Below are 17889 nucleotides of genomic sequence, written 5' to 3' on the forward strand. Positions count from 1 at the left end.
AGATTTTTATTTCACACAAATTTACATCATGTGGTGCAGGGGCAGTGCCTTGGCCATGGTGCCGACCAGAAACAGGACTACGAACACCAGCAGGGGAACGATCACATTTGGCGCCATCAGACTCACTCCATGAGCAGGACAGGGCCTCTAACTATGGCCGACTGTCAGGCCGGTCACCAATGAATTTTTTTCGCGAGCGCAAGCGTATTCCTGAGTTGAAAAGGGTGATAAAGATCACACACAATTCGGCCCCCGCTTGCCGCCCCGATTACCGGGGGTAGGCTGCCCATTTTGCGAAGCCAACTGAAGAGTCGCCCCATGAGCCCACTGATCGCCATCGCCATCACCACTGGAATTCTCTCCGCCGTCTGGGGCTGGATTGCCGTCGCGTTCGGCCTTATCTCCTGGGTCGGCTTTCTCGGCTGCACCAGCTATTTCGCGTCAAGCGGCGGCTACAAGGCACTGCTGCAGACCATCTTCTGCAACACCAGCGGCATGCTGTGGGCACTGCTGCTGATCCATGGCGACAGTCTGTGGGGAGCGGGTGTGGCGGGTTATGTGATGACGGGGGTGGTCGCAACCCTGATGTGCGTACAGGCCAAGCAGCAGTGGCTCGGCTACATTCCCGGCACCTTTGCCGGTTGCTGTGCCACCTTCGGGGCGGCTGGCGAGTGGCGGCTGATCCTGCCCTCCCTCATCATTGGCGCCTTGTTCGGTTACCTGATGAAGGCGAGCGGCCTCTGGCTCTCCCATAAAACTCAAAAAGCCGATGCCGCTCCGGCGGTGGTTGATCCCGCCTGATTTATCCCTTCGATTTGAAGTTTGCTGCTTCAATGCCGTGCCGATTCAATAACTTGTAAAAATCGGTACGGTTTCTGCCCGCCATGTTGGCCGCCAGGGTCACATTGCCCTCGGTGGTGCGCAGCAAACGGATCAGATACTCCTTCTCGAATTCGGCCCGCGCCTCGTTGAACGAGGGGATACCGCCGCCACCGCCGCTCAGGGCGGACTCCACCATGGAGACCCCGATCACCGGACTGCAACAGAGGCTGGCGAGCTGCTCCACCACGTTGCAGAGCTGGCGCACGTTGCCGGGCCATGCAGCGGCCGCCAGCATCGCCAGCGATTCGGGCGAAAAACCCATGGCGGCGCAGTCGCTGTGGCGGCTACGGTAATCATCGAGCGCCTGTCGGGCCAGCAGGGGGATATCCTCGCTGCGGGCACTGAGAGACGGCAAGGTGATATTGGCGACGTTGAGACGGTAGAAGAGATCTTCCCGAAAGCGCCCCTCCTCCATCGCCTTGACCAGATCCTGATGGCTGGAGCTGAGCACCCGCACCTCCGGCGTACCCTGACCATACTCCTCCATCACCTGCAGCAGCTTGGCCTGCAGGGATTCGGAGAGGCTGCCAATCTCGTCGAGAAACAGGGTCGCCCCCTTGGCCTGCTCGAACAGCCCTGACTGGCCATCTTCACCAAACAGCTGCAAGTCGAGTGACGCCCACGGAATGGCGGCACAGTTGATGGTATGGAGCGGCTTGTCGCGCCGCTGGCTGGCCTGGTGCAGCGCCTGCGCCATCGCCCCCTTGCCGGAGCCTGACGGCCCCATGATCAGCACCGGCACCTCCATGGTGGCGATGCTGTGAGCCTGGATCAGCAGTTGCTCCAGCTGGGGATTACGAGTCAGGATCAGCGACTGCCACTCCTGCTGCTGTTTCGGCCGGGTCAGGCTCAGCGCATGTTCGATGGTGGCGAACAGCTCATCCTTGTTGATGGGTTTGGTCAGAAAGCTGAAGACCCCGGAGCGGGTCGCCTGAATGGCGTCCGGGATAGTGCCGTGGGCGGTCATGATGATCACCGGCAACCCCAGCCACTGGGCCTGGATCCGCTCGAACAGCGCCAGACCGTCCATGCCGGCCATCCGCAGATCGCTCAGCACCAGATCGGCCCGCTGCTGACGCAACCGGTCGAGGGCCCCTTCCGCACTGTCAGCGGTATCCACTTCATAACCCTGACTACGCAGCCGCATGCTCATCAGTTTGAGCAGGCTGACGTCGTCATCCACCAACAGGATCCGGCTCATGGTATTACCTCACGATTCTCGTTCAGCTTGCGCTGGTTGAGCTGGTCGTCGATGGCGGTCAGCTGCTCGATCTGGCGGCGCAGCCGCTGGATCTCCTGACTCTGGTCATCGCGACGACTGTCGCGAGCCAGCAGCTGCTCGCCGAGGGCGATCCAGCTACGTAAAAAGGCCTGCGCATCGAGACCCAGCTCGGGCAGCATCTGCTTCAGGCGCGCCAGACCGGCGGTGCGATTGGCCACAGATTCGGCGGGGTGGGAGTCCACCATGGCCAGACTGACCCGGCTCTCCAGATCGTCAGCCCCTTTCAGACGCTGACGCTCCTGCACCCGTTGCTGGGGGTGACTGGCCAGCAGCCAGTCGGAGTATTGCAGACGCACCTGCATCTCCTTGTTGGCAAACTCCATCCGCTTGGCAAAAGCGATATCGGAGGACTCCCGCTGTGCCTGTTGCGGCAGCAAGGAGCAACCCGCGAGCAGCCCTGCCATCAGAGCTGGAAATACGCGTTGTATCTTCATAGTCCTCATTTCAACGTCAACCTGAAACAGACATCCGCCTGTTCATCCTCTACCAGAACCAGTTCCCCCCCCAGGCTATTGGCAGACTCGCGGGCGATGGAGAGGCCCATGCCCGAGCCTTTCAAGAGACCTTGCCGCACAGTGCTGCCCTGCTCGAAGGGTTCAAAAATGCGTTGCTGATCGGCCACGGGGATCTTGGGCCCCTCGTTGGCCACTTCCAGCCAGCTTATCTGTTCATTCTGCCCTGCCCTGATCCAGATATTGCCCCCGCTGGCGCCGTAACTGACGGCGTTGGAGAAGAGGTTATCGAGGATCAGTCGTAGCCGGTAGGGCTCCGCCCACAGGGTAACCGGCACGGTCGGCAAGTGTACACGGATCTGCTTGGACTCCAATGCCAGCCGGTACTCGGCAGAAAGTTCCGACAACATCGGCTGCAGGGGGACGGGCTCCAGTTCGAAGGCCTCCTGCTGACTGAGCCGGTTGAAGTCGAGCAGCCGCTCGATCAGGGTCTGCAGGCGCCGACTGTTCTCGTCGAGCATCTGGCAGATCTCCAGCTGATCCGGCGTCAAAGGCCCGACCAGCTGCTCGCAGAGCAGATCCGTCCCCTCCCTCAGCACCGCCAGCGGGGTCTTGAGCTCGTGGGAAACATGGCGCAGGAACTGGTATTTCTGCAGCTCCAGCTCCTTGAGTTTGTCGTGCAGCCAGACGATCCGCTCCCCCAGCAATACCAGCTCGGCAGGGCCGTCAACCGGCTTGGGATCGGGTTCGACCCCGGCACCCAGACTCAAGATGCGCGACTCAATCTGTCGTACCGGGTGGATGATGAGGTAGGTGAAGATAAAGACCATCAGCAGGCTGAGCGCCGCCACAGCTCCGCTCACCCACCAGAGCTCGCTGGTCAGTCCGGCAATGGTGAGCTGCACCCGATCCATGTGTTCGTCAACCCGGCTGCGGGTGACTATTTCGAGCTGCTTGTTGGCATCGTTGAACTGCTCGAGCTTGTCCCCCGCTGCCGCAGCACGGGCCAGCGCGGCATCCTGCAGGCTGTCGAGCCAGGCCAGCCCCTGATCGAGCCCGCTGTAGAGCTGGCCGTCGGTGATGGAGTTGCGGTGTTCCGCCAGCAACACCCGATACCCGTCGAGTTGCTGCTGGTAGCTGGTGAGACTGCGACGATCCCCCAGCACCGCGAAGCGGCGCAAGGTGCGTTCGATATCGATGGCTTGCGCCGTCAGCAGGGTAGCGCGGCGGGTATCTTTGACCGCCCGCTCCATCTCGTCGCTGGTGAGCTGACTGAGGTGGGCAAGGGAGGTGCTGTTGTGCCAGATCATGCCGCCCAGCGGCATCAATACCAGCACAAATCCCATCAATACCACCTGCAGCAGGGAGCGTGGGCGAACCTTGGTCATCATCTTTTCTCTTGCATTCTCACCGGTGCGCCAGCATAGCCGCACCGCCCCAAAAAACAAAACCGGCCAACAGGCCGGTTTGTATTATCTGGATTGTGGTGATTCACGCCAACGCGACAGATGCCAGACAGATAATCATGATCATCGCCAGCGCGCCCGAGGCGGTCAACAGCGCCCATTTCAGCTCCACACTCATGCAAACCTCCTTTCTGCCAATCAGTGCCGGATCACAATAGATAAGACAATGTTAAGCCATAGTTAATCCGATAACCGTGAGCTGCGTATACATTTCAGATGAGCCCAACCCAAGGAAGGTGAGCATGTTCTATCTGTGTAGCATTGGTTCCAATCTTGACCCGCATACCCATGTCAGCCATGCGCTGGCCGAGCTGCTTGCGAACGTCGGCCCCCTGCGGCTGAGTTCGGTGATCCGCACCAAGCCGGTGGGAATGCACTCCAGCCACGACTTTCTCAACTGCCTGCTGGTGGTGGAGAGCCCGCTCGATGCCGCCCGCCTCAAGCAGCACTTTGTCGCCCTTGAAGTGGCTCACGGCCGGGATCGCAGCGATCCGCTCTGCAAGGTGCACGACCGGCCGCTCGACATCGATATTCTGGCCAGCAACAGGAGCGGTGACTTTGCCTCGGCAGAGGTCGATTCCTATCTGGCGGAGCTGCTGGCCGAGCTCTACGGCCATGGCGAGGTGCATGACCCCAAGGTGGCGCTGCAAGTGACACTCCCCGCCCCGTCGGGCAAGCTCAAACCCGGCAAAGGCTTGCTGACACGGCAGGTCGGGCTGGAGCCGCTGGTGCTTGGCAAATCTTCAGAGAGTGGCCAGCGCGCGCCCGCCATCTACCTTGATGCTGGCCCCCGTCATATAACTGTTCCCCATCAGTAACTGCACCGCCTGCCAGATGGGCTCCAGCCCTCCCTCCCGCGCCAGCGGTGTTTTCGCCAACACCTGCTGGCGCCATGCCTCGTCATGCTCGTCGAGAAACAGAATGGGGCCCGGCTCTATGGTGTTGACTCGCACCGCAGGCGCCAGCTCTCGGGCAAAGCTCATGGCCAGCGAATGGGCCCCTGCCTTGGTGGCCACATAGCTGGCAAAACGGGGGGCCGGGGCATGGATATAGATATCGGTGATGTGAATGATGCTGGCGTTGGGATTGCTGGCCAGCTGGGGGGCCAGCGCCCGGTTTAGCTGGAAGGGAGCCGCCATGTGTACCCGGTAGAACTGCTCGAACTGGGCCAGTTGCGCCGCCGGATCAGTTGCCTGCGGCTCGAAGGCCGAGGCGTTGTGGATCACCAGCGTCAGATCCTGATGGGTCGCCAGCACATCGATCAGCTTGCCAACGTCCTCTTCCCGACCAAAATCCGCCTGCACCAGTTCGACCCCCAGTGCTGCCAGCGTGACCAGCTCCGGCCGCTCGCTGCGATAGCTGCCCGTCACCTGCCAACCCGCTGCCACCAGCTGTTCACAGAGATAAAATCCGAGTCGACGGCCACAGCCCGTTACCAATGCACGCATACGATCTCCTTTCCCTTTCATGGTCTTGCATGAACGAAGCCCGCCTGCCAGCGGATCACCGCCGATGGCTTGTGCCTATCAATCCCTGCGGCACAAGCCATTGGTCGCGAGCTACCCGCCCGCGTCATAGTGGCGGCATCCCCCTCTTGCGGAGTCACCACCATGCTGAAAGTACACCACCACATGGGTCGCCTGACCCACTCCCTCACTGCCGGACTCGGCCTGGCCGAGGCGCTGGATCGCCTGCATCAATCGGGTCTTGGCGGCCTGCCGGTACTGGATGAGCAGAAACGGCTGATCGGCTTTCTTTCCGAACAAGATTGCATCCCCAGCCTGCTCACCGGCAGCTACCACTGCGATACCCGCACCCAGGTGGAGGATCTGATGAACCGCTCGCCCCTCTCGGTCGGGCCGGATGAGAGCATTCTGGATCTGGCTCGCCAGATGGCCGATGCCAAGCCCAAGATCTACCCGGTGCTGCAACAGGGCAAGGTGGTCGGCATCATCAGCCGCCGTCAGGTGATGCAGGCCCTCAACCAGCAGATGAAGGTGTGCCAGCAGACCTAGATCTGGTAACGCCCCTTGTCACCGATATCGAAGTGCAGGGGCATCCGCCACTTGGCCAGCGCCAGCAAGGTCAACAGGGCGCCGCAGACCAGCGCCACCAGTGCGGCGGCCCACTCCACCCGCAACCACTCCAGCAGCCATAACGCCGGCAACAAAATGGGCACCAGCTTGATGCCGGGAATGGCGAAGCAAAACTGCTCCTTGAACGCCAGCCCGGAGAGGGTCGCCAACGCCGCCCCCAGCACCAGCGCATCCAGCGCCCCCACCGCTGCCAGGGCCAGTGCGCCCCAACCAACCCCCTGCAGAATCAGGCGAATCCGCTTGTCGTAGATATGCAGCGAGAAGCCGCAGATTGCGCTTGCCACTGCCAGCGACATCAACCATTGTGCCGACGGGAGCAATGCTATCCCGCTCAGCAGCGCCGCACCGCGGCAAAGCAGCAAGAGGGCAGCCGCACTCAAGCCAAGGCGGTAGAGCGAGACGGTCAACTTGTCGATCCCGTCCAGCGGGCTCTCGATTTCAGGATTTGCCATAAACAGTCGCTTCTAACGGATCAGGTGCCATCCAATATACTGGAATCAGGTCTTGGAATATCTTCAAACGGGCTCAGGAGACGTAGTTTGCGTGTGATCCCCCTGTTTTGGTTGCTGTTTCCACTCGGATTGCCCGCCAAAGAGCTGGTGATCTGCGGCACCATGGAGCCCCCGCTCAAGTTTCTCGATGCCGATCAGAAACCCCGCGGACTCGATATCGACATCGTCACCGCCATCTTCGACAAGCTGGAGACGCCCTTTCGGATCGAGCTGGCCGACTCCGGCGCCCGCCTCACCCGCAACGCCGAAACCGGCGCCTGCGACCTGGTGATGACCCACTCCTACAAGGCGGAGCGGGAGAGTTATCTCATCTATCCCCAACAGGCCCATCTTCGCCACAGCTGGCACTTCTTCGTGCGCAAGGCGGACCTGATGAAGATCCGCTACGAAGCGCTGGCCGATCTCAAACCCTGGCGCATCGGCGTGACCAAGGATTTCTCCTACACCCCTGAACTGGCAGCGGCCATGACCGACCCGGCCTATCAGTTTCAGGAGATCACCATGAACCAGCTGCAACTGCGCAAACTGCTGGCCGGACGGATCGATACCGTGCCCATGCCGCTGGTCACCGCCTTCACCCAGATCAAGGAGGAGGGGCTGACGGGCAAGGTCGATTACCTGCCCAAACCGCTCAAGAGCAGCCCCTACTTCAACACCTGGGCCCGCGCACGAGCGGATGCACAGACCCCCGCCCTGATGGCGGCCTACGATGCCGAACTGCTGCGCATGAAGCGAAACGGCAGCCTCAAGGCCCTCTACGACAAGTACGCCATCCCCTATATCGAACCCTGATCAGCCGGTCAGGGCTTCACGTCCCGCAGAATCGGATTCTGCAGCGAGATCAGGGTTTCAGTGGACTGGATCTCGTCGATGGTCTGGATCTTGTTGATCAACACGATCTGCAGTTCGTCGATGGAGCGGGTCATCACCTTCATGAAGATGCTGTAGTGCCCCGTGGTGTAGTAAGCCTCCACCACTTCGTCCAGCGCCTGCAGCTTGGCCAGCGCCGAGGGGTAATCCTTGGCACTCTTCAGATTGATCCCGATAAAGCAGCAGACGTCGTAACCCAACTTCTTGGGGTTAACCTGCACCCGTGTCCCCTCGATAATCCCCGCCTGTTTCATCTTCTCCACCCGCACATGGATGGTGCCCGGGCTGACCGCCAGTTGTTTCGCAAGTTCGGCGTAAGGGATCCGCGCATTCTCCATCAGAGCGGTGAGGATGGCCTGATCGAGATTATCGATCCGGTAATTTTCCGGCATTTTTTTGCACTCCCGTTGACGATACATCATTAAATGACGGCTTATTTTGAAGAAAAAAACACATAAAGCCTATTTCTATTATCGAATATTGAATTTAGTTGGCATTCCATTGAAGAATCACCACATCCAACGGGGTTTGAAACAGGAATTCAGCATGAAACAGCACTACATTCGCAGCCAACAGCAGATCAGCTTCGTCAAAGAGATGTTCTCCCGCCAACTCGCCCAACAACTTGGTCTGATGGAGGTACAAGCCCCCATTCTGAGCCGGGTCGGTGATGGCACTCAGGACAACCTCTCTGGCCACGAGAATGCAGTGCAGGTCAAAGTGAAAACCCTGCCTGAGCACAGCTACGAAGTGGTCCATTCACTGGCCAAGTGGAAGCGCCAGACTCTCGGTCGCTTCGGGTTCGGCCCGGGTGAAGGGATCTACACCCACATGAAGGCGCTGCGTCCGGATGAAGACAAGCTCACCCCTATCCACTCGGTCTACGTGGATCAATGGGACTGGGAGAAGGTGATGCCGAGCGAGCGCCGCGATCTGGCCTATCTGCAGGAAACCGTGCGCGGCATCTGGGCCGCCATCAAGGCCACCGAGCGCGCAGTCTGCGCCGAACATGAGCTGACCCCCTTCCTGCCAGCCGAGATCCAGTTCCTGCACAGCGAAGAGCTGCTGGCCCGTTACCCGGACCTCGATGCCAAGGGGCGCGAGCGTGCCATCTCCAAAGAGCTGGGGGCCGTGTTCCTGATCGGCATCGGCGGTGCCCTCTCCCACGGTGAGCGTCACGATGTGCGTGCCCCGGATTACGACGACTGGAGCAGCCACAGCGAGCTGGGTCTGGCGGGTCTGAACGGTGACATTCTGGTGTGGAACCCGGTGCTGCAAGACAGCTTCGAGATCTCCTCCATGGGGATCCGGGTCGATGCCGAGGCGCTGCGCCGCCAGCTGGCTATCACAGGCGACGAGGATCGCCTGCAGTACGACTGGCACCAGGATCTGCTGGCCGCACGGATGCCGCAGACCATCGGCGGTGGCATCGGCCAATCCCGTCTGGCCATGCTGCTGCTGCAAAAAGAGCACATCGGTCAGGTGCAGGTCGGTGTCTGGCCAGCCGAGATGAAAGCTGCCGTGGAAGGCATGCTGTAACGAATGAAGGCCATGCCGGCGCCATCTCAGCCAGCATTGCAACAGGCAGGTGGCCGTCGGGGTTGAGCGAGCGCATCCCCGGCAGGCTGTAAGAGGCGAGGTCAGCAGTGGCCGCGCTTCGCAATCGGGGGCTTACCCCTGCGACCCGCTCAACCCACGTCAGGTCGCGTCACTACATTCCTCCCGGCAATCTTCGGATTGCCGTTTTTTTTTGCGCCCGAATCCCCGCCACCAGATATGACAACGCCAGCCCGAAGGCTGGCGTTGCAAACATCGACACGAGATCGGTTACTGGGTCATGGTCAGGCCGTTGCTGTCGGCCCCCAGCAGCAGTTTTTTGCCCGGCACGATGCGACCGGAGAGCAGGGCCTGTGCCAGCGGGTTCTCCACCTTCTGCTGGATCGCCCGTTTGAGAGGCCGCGCCCCATAGACGGGGTCGAACCCGGCATGCACCAGCTTCTCGAGCAGCGCTTCGCTCACCTCCACCTCGTAACCCTGAGCCTCCAGTCGCCCCATCAGGCTCTTGAGCTGGATGCGGGCGATGGACTTGATGTGATCCTCGCCAAGCGGATGGAACACCACGGTCTCGTCGATCCGGTTGATAAATTCCGGTCGGAAACTGCGGGTCAGCACATCCATCAGCATGGCCTTCATCTCGTCGTAATCCTTCTCGGAGTGGTGCTCCTGAATCAGATCCGACCCGAGGTTGGAGGTCATGATCACCACCGAGTTGCGGAAATCGACGGTGCGACCCTGACCATCGGTCAGGCGGCCATCATCAAGCACCTGCAACAGGATGTTGAACACATCCGGATGTGCCTTCTCCACCTCGTCCAGCAGGATCACCGAGTAGGGACGACGGCGCACCGCCTCGGTCAGATAACCACCCTCTTCATAACCCACGTATCCGGGAGGCGCCCCCACCAGACGGGCCACGCTGTGTTTCTCCATGAACTCCGACATGTCGATCCGCACCATGGCATCCTGGGTATCGAACAGGAACTCGGCCAGCGCCTTGCACAGCTCGGTCTTGCCCACCCCGGTGGGCCCCAGGAACAGGAAGGAGCCGATGGGGCGGTTAGGGTCGGAGAGACCGGCACGGGAGCGACGAATGGCGTTGGAGACCGCATCGACCGCCTCTTCCTGACCAATCACCCGGCTGTGCAGCTGATCTTCCATCCGCAGCAGCTTGTCGCGCTCCCCTTCCAACATGCGGGCGACCGGAATACCGGTCCAGCGGGCCAGGACGTCTGCGATCTCCACATCGGTGACCCGATTGCGCAGCAGACTGGTCTCCTGCATCTCGGCTTGAGTGGCGAGATCCAGCTGCTTCTCCAGCTCCGGAATGCGGCCGTACTGCAGCTCGGACATCCGGCCCAGGTCGCCTGCGCGGCGCGCCACATCGAGATCCTGACGGGCCTGCTCCAGCGCAGCCTTGATATGCTGGGTGCCGGCGAGGGCGGCCTTCTCGGCCTTCCACACTTCGTCCAGCTCGTTGTATTCCCGATCCTTCTCGCCAATCTCCTGATTGATCAGCTCCAGCCGTTTGCGGCTGGCGTCGTCGTCCTCCTTCATCAGCGCCTGCTGCTCCAGCTTGAGCTGGATGATGCGCCGCTCGAGGCGATCGAGCGCCTCCGGCTTGGAATCGATCTGCAGCCGGATGCTGGCTGCCGCCTCGTCGATGAGATCGATGGCCTTGTCCGGCAGCTGGCGATCCGCGATATAGCGGTGCGACAGCTGGGCCGCCGCCACAATGGCGGGATCGGTGATCTGCACATGGTGGTGCAGCTCGTAACGCTCTTTCAAGCCGCGCAGGATGGCGATGGTGTCCTCCACGCTCGGCTCTTCCACCAGCACCTTCTGGAAGCGACGCTCCAGCGCGGCATCTTTTTCGATGTACTGACGGTACTCATCCAGGGTGGTGGCGCCGACGCAGTGCAGGTCGCCACGGGCCAGCGCAGGTTTCAGCATGTTGCCCGCGTCCATCGCCCCTTCGCCCTTGCCGGCACCGACCATGGTGTGCAGCTCGTCGATAAAGAGGATGACGTTGCCCTCCTCCTTGGCGAGATCGGTCAGTACGGCCTTGAGCCGCTCTTCAAACTCGCCGCGATACTTGGCACCGGCCACCAGCGCCCCCATGTCCAGCGACAGCACCCGCTTGTTCTTGAGCCCTTCCGGCACTTCGCCGTTGATGATGCGCTGGGCCAGCCCCTCCACGATGGCGGTCTTGCCGACACCGGGGGCACCGATCAGCACGGGGTTGTTCTTGGTGCGGCGTTGCAGCACCTGAATGGTACGTCGGATCTCGTCATCACGGCCGATCACCGGGTCGAGCTTGCCGATTTCGGCCCGCTCGGTCAGATCGATGGTGTACTTCTCCAGCGCCTGACGGTTCTCCTCGGCGTTGGCATCTTCCACCTTCTTGCCGCCACGCACCTTGTCGATGGCCGCTTCCAGTTTCTCTTTGGTCAGCCCCTGGGCGCGCAGCAGCTCACCCAGCGTTCCCTTGTCGTCGAGGGCAGCCAGCACGAACAGCTCGGAGGAGATGAACTGATCCTTGCGCTGCTGGGCCAGTTTGTCGCAGACGTTGAGCAGGCGGCCGAGGCCGTTGGAGAGCTGCACGTCCCCTTCCACGCCGCTGACGCGCGGCAGGCGATCCAGCTCCTCGCCGAGACGGGAGCGCAGGGCGTTGATATCCATCCCGGTCAAGGTGAGCAACGGACGGATAGAGCCGCCATCCTGATTGACCAGTGCGGTCATCAGGTGAACGGGTTCGATAAATTGGTGGTCACGACCCAGCGCAAGAGACTGGGCATCGGAAATAGCAATCTGGAATTTGCTGGTAAGGCGATCGAGGCGCATTGCACTCCCCCTTCAAACAGGCAGACGCCGCTTGCGCGGCAAACAACTTAACTTTCTGAGATGAAAGATGAGGCCCGTACGGGCTATTTCAAGGGCATGGGCTGGTTATTTTTTCTGCAAAGCGGAGAGAGGGCAGGATCCCCGCCTCTCTCATACGGATCTGTTCTTGAGAGAGACGGGCTATTACTTGGCGGGTGATTGCTTAGCGGGCCAACCAGATGAGGGAGGCCATCCGGCCGGTCTGGCCGTCGCGACGATAGGAGTAAAACTGCTCGCTATCGCTGAAGGTGCAGTATTCGCCGCCATAGACTGCGGTAACGCCGGCACGGGCGAGGCGCAACCGCGCCAGCTGGTAGATATCCGCCAACCATTTGCCGTCGTTGGACGAAGGGACGAACGCCGCTTCTGCTTCAGCCTGCTCAGCCATAAAGGCCTCGCGCACCTCTCCCCCCACTTCAAATGCAGTGGGGCCAATGGCCGGGCCCATCCAGGCCAGGATCTCGCCCGGCTCGCAACCCATGGCGGCGATACTCGCCTCCAGCACGCCCTCTTTCAGTCCACGCCAGCCAGCATGGGCGGCGGCCACCACGGTACCGGCCCGATCGCAGAACAGCACCGGCAGACAGTCAGCAGTCATCACGATGCAGGCCTGATCCGCCTCATGGGCGCAGGCGGCATCAGCATCCGGCGCCTGCTGATAATGGCTGTTGACCTGATGAACCACGGTGCCGTGCACCTGATTGAGCCAGTTAAGGGGCCCCGGGATGGCGGCCGCCTGCTGCAAGCGGGCGCGATTGGCCTCGACTCGCGCCGGTTCGTCACCCACGTGGGCGCCCAGATTGAGACCGGCAAAGATCCCTTCACTGACGCCGCCATCCCGGGTGGTCGACAACGCCCTGACACACGCCGGGGCTGGCCAGTCGGGTTCGATCCATTTCATCTGTGACTCCTTCAATTCACCGATATAAAAACGGGGCTCCTGTAAGGGAACCCCGATTGGCATCTATTCGGGCCGGATGACGCCAGAAACCGACGCAGCAGGCCCTATCACTTCAGTTCCAGACTAAATCATCCGGATTGGCGAGAGTATCCGCGCGCAGCACTTCCATCAGCTCCACCATGTCTTGCGGTGTAGCTGAGTGCCACTGCATCACTTCCCCCGTGATGGGGTGAGCCAGTTGCAGCATGGTGGCATGCAGCGCCTGACGGTTGAAGTTACGCAGTGCCTGGGTCAGCTCGGGGGTCGCGTTGCGCAGCGGGCGCAGACGACCACCATAAGCGGGATCACCCACCAGCGGGTGTTTGATGTGCGCCATGTGGACACGGATCTGGTGGGTACGGCCGGTCTCCAGACGCAGACGCAGACGGGTGTGGCCACGGAACTTCTCGTGAACCCGGTAGTGAGTTACGGAAGGACGACCATTGGGCACCACGGCCATATGAGTACGCTGGGTCGGGTGACGGCCGATGGGTGCATCGACGGTGCCACCTGCGGTCATGTGACCGATAGCGATCGCTTCGTACTCACGGGTGATCTGGCGCGCCTGCAACGCTTCCACCAGATGGGTCTGGGCGGGTACGGTTTTGGCAACCACCATCAAACCTGTGGTGTCTTTATCCAGACGGTGCACGATACCGGCGCGGGGCACCTCGGCAATGCCGGGGTAGCGGTGCAGCAGGGCGTTGAGGATGGTGCCATCCGGCGTGCCTGCGCCCGGGTGAACCACCAGTCCGGCCGGTTTGTCGATCACCAGAATGTGTTCATCTTCATAAACGATGTTGAGCTCGATATCCTGGGCATCCCAGCGAGTATCATCTTCCAGCTCGACATTCACATGCACCTGCTGCCCAGCCAGAATCTTCTCGCGCGGGGTGTTGGCAACCTGACCGTCCAGGGTCACTCTGTCCTGTAAAATCCACTCCTTGATGCGGGTGCGGGAGTAGTCTGGAAACAATTCGGCCAGGGCCTGGTCGAGTCGCTGCCCGAATTGGTGATCCTGGAATTCGCCTGTCAGTTCAATATGCTGGCTCATGTATGGTCTCTTGAGCGGGGGGTATCAATTCGAAATAATCCGGGTATTCTAGCTTTTCTTTTAGCCAAGCATAACGGATACTTTGCCAATTTCGTGGAAATGGACCGGATGTTGTTGATGGGAAAGAAGTCTCACCTGCTGATGTCGCTCGCCTTGGTCGCTACCTTGATCACAGGCTGTTCCAGCACCAAACCCAAGGTACCCGACGAACCGCCGGAGACCCTGTACCAGAAAGCACGCCTCAAACTGGACGTTGGCAATTACGTGCAAGCCACTGAATTGCTGGAGGCTTTGGACTCTCGCTACCCGTTCGGCGCCTACTCCAATCAGGTGCAGCTTGACCTCATCTATGCCTACTACAAGCAGGATGATACCGCTCAGGCGATCGCCAATATCGACCGTTTTATCCGCCTCAATCCGGCGCATAAAAATATCGACTACGTCTTCTATATGCGCGGCCTGACCAACATGGCGGCGGATTACAACTTCTTCCAGAGCCTGTTCGGTATCGATCGGGACGACAAAGACCCGGCTTATGCCCGTCAGGCATTCCAGGACTTCAAGACCCTGCTGCAGAACTACCCCAACAGCGTCTATGCCGCCGATGCCCGCGCCCGCATGATTGGCCTGAAGAATCGACTGGCCCGATATGACCTGAGCGTGGCCGAGTATTATGTGAAGCGTGATGCACTGGTCGCGGCCGCCAACCGGGCGAAGCTGATTGTCGAGACCTACCCCGACACAGCCGAAACCGAGAAGGCACTGGAGATCATGGTCGAGTCTTACGACGCCCTGAAGATGCCACAGCTGGCCAAGCATGCTCGCGAAGTGCTGGCCAAGAACTACCCGGAAAACCGCCTCGCCCGCAGCTGAGAGCGAATAGACCGGTAATAGTAAAAAACCGATGCCTTGGCATCGGTTTTTTTATCGCTGCAATTTACCCTCAGCTGTTACCCGCAGATTGCTCTGCAGAGCTGGGGCAACGTAACGGCGCCTTCCCAACGCCGTCCGTCATCGCAACGCTTACTTCGCGACATTACCCGCCACGTTCAGGGCATCCCAGGTGCGGGAGAAGGGCGGCGCGTAGGCAAAATCCAGCATGCCTAGCTGCTCGGTGGTCACTCCCATGGTGATGGCCACCGCCAGCGCGTCGATGCGGTGGACCGCCCCCTTACGACCGAGGATCTGACCACCCAGCAGCCGCTTGCTGCCCGCCTCATAGACCAGCTTGACGTGAATGTCTGACTGGCCCGGGCAGTAGTTGGTGTGGCACTTGTCCTTGATCACCACGGTGCGATAGTCGATGCCCATCGCCTTGGCTTCCTGCTCGGAAAGACCGGTACGGCCCGCCTCCAGCCCCAGCACCTTGAGCGCAGCAGAGCCCAAAGTGCCCGGGAACGTCTGCTCGGCTCCGGCCAGGTTCTCGCCCACCATGCGGCCCAGCTTGTTGGCGATGGTGGCTAGCGGCACATAGACCTGCTGCTGCTTCACGCTATGCCAAACGCTGGCACAATCACCGGCCGACCAGACGTTGGCCAGCGAGCTGCGCCCCTGACGATCCACCTTGATTGCGCCGTTGCCGAGCCGCTCGATGCCGGTGTCGGCCAGAAACTCGGTGTTGGGCTTGACCCCGGTGCAGACCACCACGATATCGGCCTCGTACTCGCCCTGGCTGGTTCGCACGCCGGTCACCCGGCCATCCCCCAGCAGTGCTTCAACTCGCTCACCCAGATGGAGAGAGACTCCCTGCTCGCGCAGTTCGGTTTCGATGTGCTGGGTGATCTCGCCATCAAACGCGTCGGGGATGACCCGATCCGCCAGCTCGATAAGACGCACCTCTTTGCCCTGATGCACCAGCGCCTCGACCACCTCCAGCCCGATAAAGCCGGAGCCAATCACCACGGCGCGGCGATTGTTCTTGTCTTGCACCGCAGCTTTGAGCGCAAGCCCGTCGGCCATCCGGCGCAGACCAAATACCCCTTGCTGCTGCAAGCCGGGGATGGGGGGCATCACTTCGCGGGCACCGGTGGCGATCATCAGCCGATCGTAGCGATCGGTGAAGGTGTCGCCGTTGTGCTCCACCACCAGAGTCTGGGCAGCCGCATCGACGCTCAGCACCCGATGGCCAATCTTGATCTCGATCCCCTTGGCGGCGAACTGCTCGGGGGTGAACTCGGCCATGTAACCGGGCTCCTGAAACTCGTCACCGACGAAGTAAGGCAGGCCACAGGCACCGAAAGAGATCACTTCGGAGGCCTCATACACCACGATGTCGGCATCTTTGGCCAGACGGCGCGCCTTGGCCGCCGCACTCATACCGGCGGCTTCGCCACCGATGATCAGAATTCTCATTGTTTTTCCTCTCAATGGCGCAGGGAGGGCATGCCCTCCCTGCGGTCTATGACGGGAAAGAGTCGCCCCTTTCCACGAGCAGATCAACCGACGAAAATCAGACGGTGGACTCTTCGCCGTCCAGACTCACTTCGTGATCGCTGTTGAACACATGCATGTCGGTCTCACCCATCAGGCGGCTGGTGACCGTCCCTGCGGTGATGGAGCCGGAGACGTTAAGCGCGGTACGGCCCATGTCGATCAGCGGCTCGATGGAGATGAGCAGACCGGCCAGCGCCACCGGGAAGTCCAGCGCGGAGAGCACGATCAGCGCGGCAAAGGTGGCGCCACCGCCAATGCCGGCCACCCCGAAGGAGCTGACGGTGATGATGGCGATCAGGGTCATGATAAAGCCGGGATCCATCGGGTTGACCCCGACGGTCGGGGCAATCATTACGGCCAGCATGGCCGGATAGATACCGGCACAGCCGTTCTGGCCGATGGTGGAACCGAAGGAGGCGGCGAAGTTGGCGATCCCCTCAGGAATACCCAGCGACTTGGTCTGGGTCTGCACGTTCATCGGGATCGAGCCCGCACTGGTACGGGAGGTGAAGGCAAACGCCAGCACCGGCGTGATCTTCTTGAGGAAGCGCAGCGGGTTGATGCCGACCATGCTCACCAGCAGCAGGTGCACGACAAACATGATGGCGATGGCGCCGTAAGAGGCCATCACAAAGCTGAGCAGGTTGAGGATGTCAGCATAGTTGGAGCCGGAGACCACCTTGGTCATCAGCGCCAGTACGCCAAACGGGGTCAGGCGCAGCACCAGAGTCACCATTCGCATTACGATGGCATGCGCCACGGCCACGAAGTGGCTGAAGCTGGCGAAGATCTCCGGCTTCTTGCGGGCGATGCCGGTAGCGGAGAGGCCGATGAAGATGGAGAAGATCACCACGGCGATGGTGGAGGTCTTGCGCGCCCCGGTCATGTCGAGGAAGGGGTTGGCGGGAATGAACTCCAGCATCATCTTGGCAAACGACATGCTCTCGACGCTGCCGAGGGTGGTCTGCAGCGCGGCGCCACGGGCGCTTTCGGCGGCCCCGGAGGTGAGCCCTTCAGCGGTCAGGCCAAACAGGTTGGACATCAGGATGCCCGCCCCGGCGGCGATGGCGGTGGTGAAGATCAACACGCCTATGGTCATGGCGCTGATCTTGCCCAGCGCAGTGCCGCCATTGAGCTTCAAGATAGCGCTGATGATGGAGACCATGATCAGCGGGATGATGATCATCTGCAGCAGCTTCACATAGCCGCTACCCACGATATCCAGATAGTCGATGGTCTGAACAATGACCGGCGACCCAGCGCCATAGAGCAGTTGCAACGCGGCGCCGAACAGAATACCGAGCCCCAGACCGGCAAATACCCGGCGGGTGAAGCTCACATGTTTTTCCTGTAACCGGTAGAGAAAGAACAGCAAGATGGCGGCGATGGCCAGATTGCCGATAACGCTAAATGTCATGGTATGACTCCCCAAAAAGCGGGCTTGCGCCCGAGAAACAAGAGC

18 protein-coding genes are annotated in these 17889 nt (G+C 60.8%); 6 read left to right on the top strand and 12 right to left on the bottom strand.

All coding sequences use genetic code 11. From position 1 onward, the window contains the following. The first annotated feature begins 318 nt into the window (after nucleotides 1-318). Entirely contained in the window at nucleotides 319-801 is a 483-nt protein-coding gene (locus ACTG2T_RS08010) for a DUF1097 domain-containing protein (RefSeq protein WP_005339809.1), read from the top strand. Between the two features lies 1 nt (nucleotide 802). On the opposite strand, the gene ACTG2T_RS08015 is transcribed toward ACTG2T_RS08010, so the two are convergent. The 4 genes from ACTG2T_RS08015 to cydH all read right to left on the bottom strand — a co-directional run bounded on the left by ACTG2T_RS08015 (nucleotide 803) and on the right by cydH (nucleotide 4200). Then, nucleotides 803-2083: a sigma 54-interacting transcriptional regulator gene (locus tag ACTG2T_RS08015; protein ID WP_005339807.1), complete on the bottom strand. Its 1281-nt coding sequence runs from the start codon at nucleotides 2081-2083 to the stop codon at nucleotides 803-805. Next, nucleotides 2080-2598 (bottom strand): hypothetical protein, encoded by a 519-nt coding sequence (locus tag ACTG2T_RS08020; RefSeq protein WP_040070048.1) that lies wholly within the window; start codon nucleotides 2596-2598, stop codon nucleotides 2080-2082. Before ACTG2T_RS08020 ends, ACTG2T_RS08015 begins: the two co-directional genes overlap by 4 nt. A 5-nt stretch (nucleotides 2599-2603) precedes the next feature. Next, on the bottom strand, nucleotides 2604-4004 hold the full coding sequence (locus tag ACTG2T_RS08025; protein WP_330125160.1) for a sensor histidine kinase: 1401 nt from the start codon (nucleotides 4002-4004) through the stop codon (nucleotides 2604-2606). Nucleotides 4005-4107: 103 nt separating this feature from the next. Further along, complete coding sequence (gene cydH / locus ACTG2T_RS08030; RefSeq protein ID WP_005339800.1) at nucleotides 4108-4200, bottom strand: cytochrome bd-I oxidase subunit CydH; 93 nt, start codon at nucleotides 4198-4200, stop codon at nucleotides 4108-4110. Between the two features lie 124 nt (nucleotides 4201-4324). Here cydH and ACTG2T_RS08035 point away from each other — a divergent pair, with 124 nt between their 5' ends. Next, nucleotides 4325-4900: a 2-amino-4-hydroxy-6-hydroxymethyldihydropteridine diphosphokinase gene (locus tag ACTG2T_RS08035; protein ID WP_005339797.1), complete on the top strand. Its 576-nt coding sequence runs from the start codon at nucleotides 4325-4327 to the stop codon at nucleotides 4898-4900. Here the strand turns inward: ACTG2T_RS08035 and ACTG2T_RS08040 are convergent. Then, nucleotides 4826-5530, bottom strand: coding sequence for an SDR family oxidoreductase (locus ACTG2T_RS08040; RefSeq protein ID WP_330125149.1), 705 nt, complete (start codon nucleotides 5528-5530; stop codon nucleotides 4826-4828). The genes ACTG2T_RS08035 and ACTG2T_RS08040 overlap by 75 nt on opposite strands. Nucleotides 5531-5692: 162 nt before the next feature. On the opposite strand from ACTG2T_RS08040, the gene ACTG2T_RS08045 reads away from it, so the two are divergent. After that, nucleotides 5693-6097 (top strand): CBS domain-containing protein, encoded by a 405-nt coding sequence (locus ACTG2T_RS08045; RefSeq protein ID WP_330125148.1) that lies wholly within the window; start codon nucleotides 5693-5695, stop codon nucleotides 6095-6097. On the opposite strand, the gene ACTG2T_RS08050 is transcribed toward ACTG2T_RS08045, so the two are convergent. Then, the gene (locus tag ACTG2T_RS08050) at nucleotides 6094-6630 is read right to left on the bottom strand and encodes a DUF2301 domain-containing membrane protein (protein ID WP_330125147.1); all 537 of its coding nucleotides are present in this window, start codon (nucleotides 6628-6630) and stop codon (nucleotides 6094-6096) included. The two genes, ACTG2T_RS08045 and ACTG2T_RS08050, sit on opposite strands and share 4 nt — an antisense overlap. 87 nt (nucleotides 6631-6717) lie before the next feature. On the opposite strand from ACTG2T_RS08050, the gene ACTG2T_RS08055 reads away from it, so the two are divergent. Then, the gene (locus ACTG2T_RS08055; protein WP_330125146.1) at nucleotides 6718-7482 is read left to right on the top strand and encodes a substrate-binding periplasmic protein; all 765 of its coding nucleotides are present in this window, start codon (nucleotides 6718-6720) and stop codon (nucleotides 7480-7482) included. An 8-nt stretch (nucleotides 7483-7490) separates the two neighbouring features. On the opposite strand, the gene asnC is transcribed toward ACTG2T_RS08055, so the two are convergent. Beyond that, complete coding sequence (gene asnC, locus ACTG2T_RS08060) at nucleotides 7491-7952, bottom strand: transcriptional regulator AsnC (protein ID WP_005339783.1); 462 nt, start codon at nucleotides 7950-7952, stop codon at nucleotides 7491-7493. Between the two features lie 154 nt (nucleotides 7953-8106). On the opposite strand from asnC, the gene asnA reads away from it, so the two are divergent. After that, nucleotides 8107-9099, top strand: a complete 993-nt coding sequence (gene asnA / locus ACTG2T_RS08065; RefSeq protein WP_330125145.1) for an aspartate--ammonia ligase — start codon at nucleotides 8107-8109, stop codon at nucleotides 9097-9099. 288 nt (nucleotides 9100-9387) lie between these two features. Here asnA and clpB read toward each other — a convergent pair whose 3' ends face one another. From clpB to rluD, 3 genes are all read right to left on the bottom strand, one after another. Then, nucleotides 9388-11961 (bottom strand): ATP-dependent chaperone ClpB, encoded by a 2574-nt coding sequence (gene clpB, locus ACTG2T_RS08070; RefSeq protein ID WP_123173968.1) that lies wholly within the window; start codon nucleotides 11959-11961, stop codon nucleotides 9388-9390. A gap of 202 nt (nucleotides 11962-12163) precedes the next feature. Next, nucleotides 12164-12901, bottom strand: a complete 738-nt coding sequence (gene pgeF / locus ACTG2T_RS08075; RefSeq protein WP_330125144.1) for a peptidoglycan editing factor PgeF — start codon at nucleotides 12899-12901, stop codon at nucleotides 12164-12166. Between the two features lie 112 nt (nucleotides 12902-13013). Beyond that, a complete protein-coding gene (rluD, locus tag ACTG2T_RS08080) occupies nucleotides 13014-13994 on the bottom strand; it encodes a 23S rRNA pseudouridine(1911/1915/1917) synthase RluD (RefSeq protein WP_005339771.1) in 981 nt (326 codons plus the stop codon). Between the two features lie 117 nt (nucleotides 13995-14111). On the opposite strand from rluD, the gene ACTG2T_RS08085 reads away from it, so the two are divergent. Beyond that, nucleotides 14112-14867 (top strand): outer membrane protein assembly factor BamD, encoded by a 756-nt coding sequence (locus ACTG2T_RS08085; protein WP_157161593.1) that lies wholly within the window; start codon nucleotides 14112-14114, stop codon nucleotides 14865-14867. A 150-nt stretch (nucleotides 14868-15017) separates the two neighbouring features. Here ACTG2T_RS08085 and ACTG2T_RS08090 read toward each other — a convergent pair whose 3' ends face one another. Continuing rightward, a complete protein-coding gene (locus ACTG2T_RS08090) occupies nucleotides 15018-16346 on the bottom strand; it encodes a CoA-disulfide reductase (protein ID WP_330125143.1) in 1329 nt (442 codons plus the stop codon). Between the two features lie 97 nt (nucleotides 16347-16443). Next, entirely contained in the window at nucleotides 16444-17844 is a 1401-nt protein-coding gene (locus ACTG2T_RS08095) for an L-cystine transporter (RefSeq protein WP_005341918.1), read from the bottom strand. Nucleotides 17845-17889: the final 45 nt, after the last annotated feature.

Source organism: Aeromonas sp. 75A (assembly GCF_051919425.1).
In the GTDB taxonomy this organism is placed as follows: domain Bacteria; phylum Pseudomonadota; class Gammaproteobacteria; order Enterobacterales; family Aeromonadaceae; genus Aeromonas; species Aeromonas veronii.

What these genes read in the sequence shown, in the direction of transcription:
- ACTG2T_RS08010 (WP_005339809.1), top strand. Translation starts at nt 319, where the DNA reads ATGAGCCCACTGATCGCCATCGCCATCACCACTGGAATTCTCTCCGCC.
- ACTG2T_RS08015 (WP_005339807.1), bottom strand. Translation starts at nt 2,083, where the DNA reads ATGAGCCGGATCCTGTTGGTGGATGACGACGTCAGCCTGCTCAAACTG.
- ACTG2T_RS08020 (WP_040070048.1), bottom strand. Translation starts at nt 2,598, where the DNA reads ATGAAGATACAACGCGTATTTCCAGCTCTGATGGCAGGGCTGCTCGCG.
- ACTG2T_RS08025 (WP_330125160.1), bottom strand. Translation starts at nt 4,004, where the DNA reads ATGACCAAGGTTCGCCCACGCTCCCTGCTGCAGGTGGTATTGATGGGA.
- cydH (WP_005339800.1), bottom strand. Translation starts at nt 4,200, where the DNA reads ATGAGTGTGGAGCTGAAATGGGCGCTGTTGACCGCCTCGGGCGCGCTG.
- ACTG2T_RS08035 (WP_005339797.1), top strand. Translation starts at nt 4,325, where the DNA reads ATGTTCTATCTGTGTAGCATTGGTTCCAATCTTGACCCGCATACCCAT.
- ACTG2T_RS08040 (WP_330125149.1), bottom strand. Translation starts at nt 5,530, where the DNA reads ATGCGTGCATTGGTAACGGGCTGTGGCCGTCGACTCGGATTTTATCTC.
- ACTG2T_RS08045 (WP_330125148.1), top strand. Translation starts at nt 5,693, where the DNA reads ATGCTGAAAGTACACCACCACATGGGTCGCCTGACCCACTCCCTCACT.
- ACTG2T_RS08050 (WP_330125147.1), bottom strand. Translation starts at nt 6,630, where the DNA reads ATGGCAAATCCTGAAATCGAGAGCCCGCTGGACGGGATCGACAAGTTG.
- asnC (WP_005339783.1), bottom strand. Translation starts at nt 7,952, where the DNA reads ATGCCGGAAAATTACCGGATCGATAATCTCGATCAGGCCATCCTCACC.
- asnA (WP_330125145.1), top strand. Translation starts at nt 8,107, where the DNA reads ATGAAACAGCACTACATTCGCAGCCAACAGCAGATCAGCTTCGTCAAA.
- clpB (WP_123173968.1), bottom strand. Translation starts at nt 11,961, where the DNA reads ATGCGCCTCGATCGCCTTACCAGCAAATTCCAGATTGCTATTTCCGAT.
- pgeF (WP_330125144.1), bottom strand. Translation starts at nt 12,901, where the DNA reads ATGAAATGGATCGAACCCGACTGGCCAGCCCCGGCGTGTGTCAGGGCG.
- rluD (WP_005339771.1), bottom strand. Translation starts at nt 13,994, where the DNA reads ATGAGCCAGCATATTGAACTGACAGGCGAATTCCAGGATCACCAATTC.
- ACTG2T_RS08085 (WP_157161593.1), top strand. Translation starts at nt 14,112, where the DNA reads ATGGGAAAGAAGTCTCACCTGCTGATGTCGCTCGCCTTGGTCGCTACC.
- ACTG2T_RS08090 (WP_330125143.1), bottom strand. Translation starts at nt 16,346, where the DNA reads ATGAGAATTCTGATCATCGGTGGCGAAGCCGCCGGTATGAGTGCGGCG.
- ACTG2T_RS08095 (WP_005341918.1), bottom strand. Translation starts at nt 17,844, where the DNA reads ATGACATTTAGCGTTATCGGCAATCTGGCCATCGCCGCCATCTTGCTG.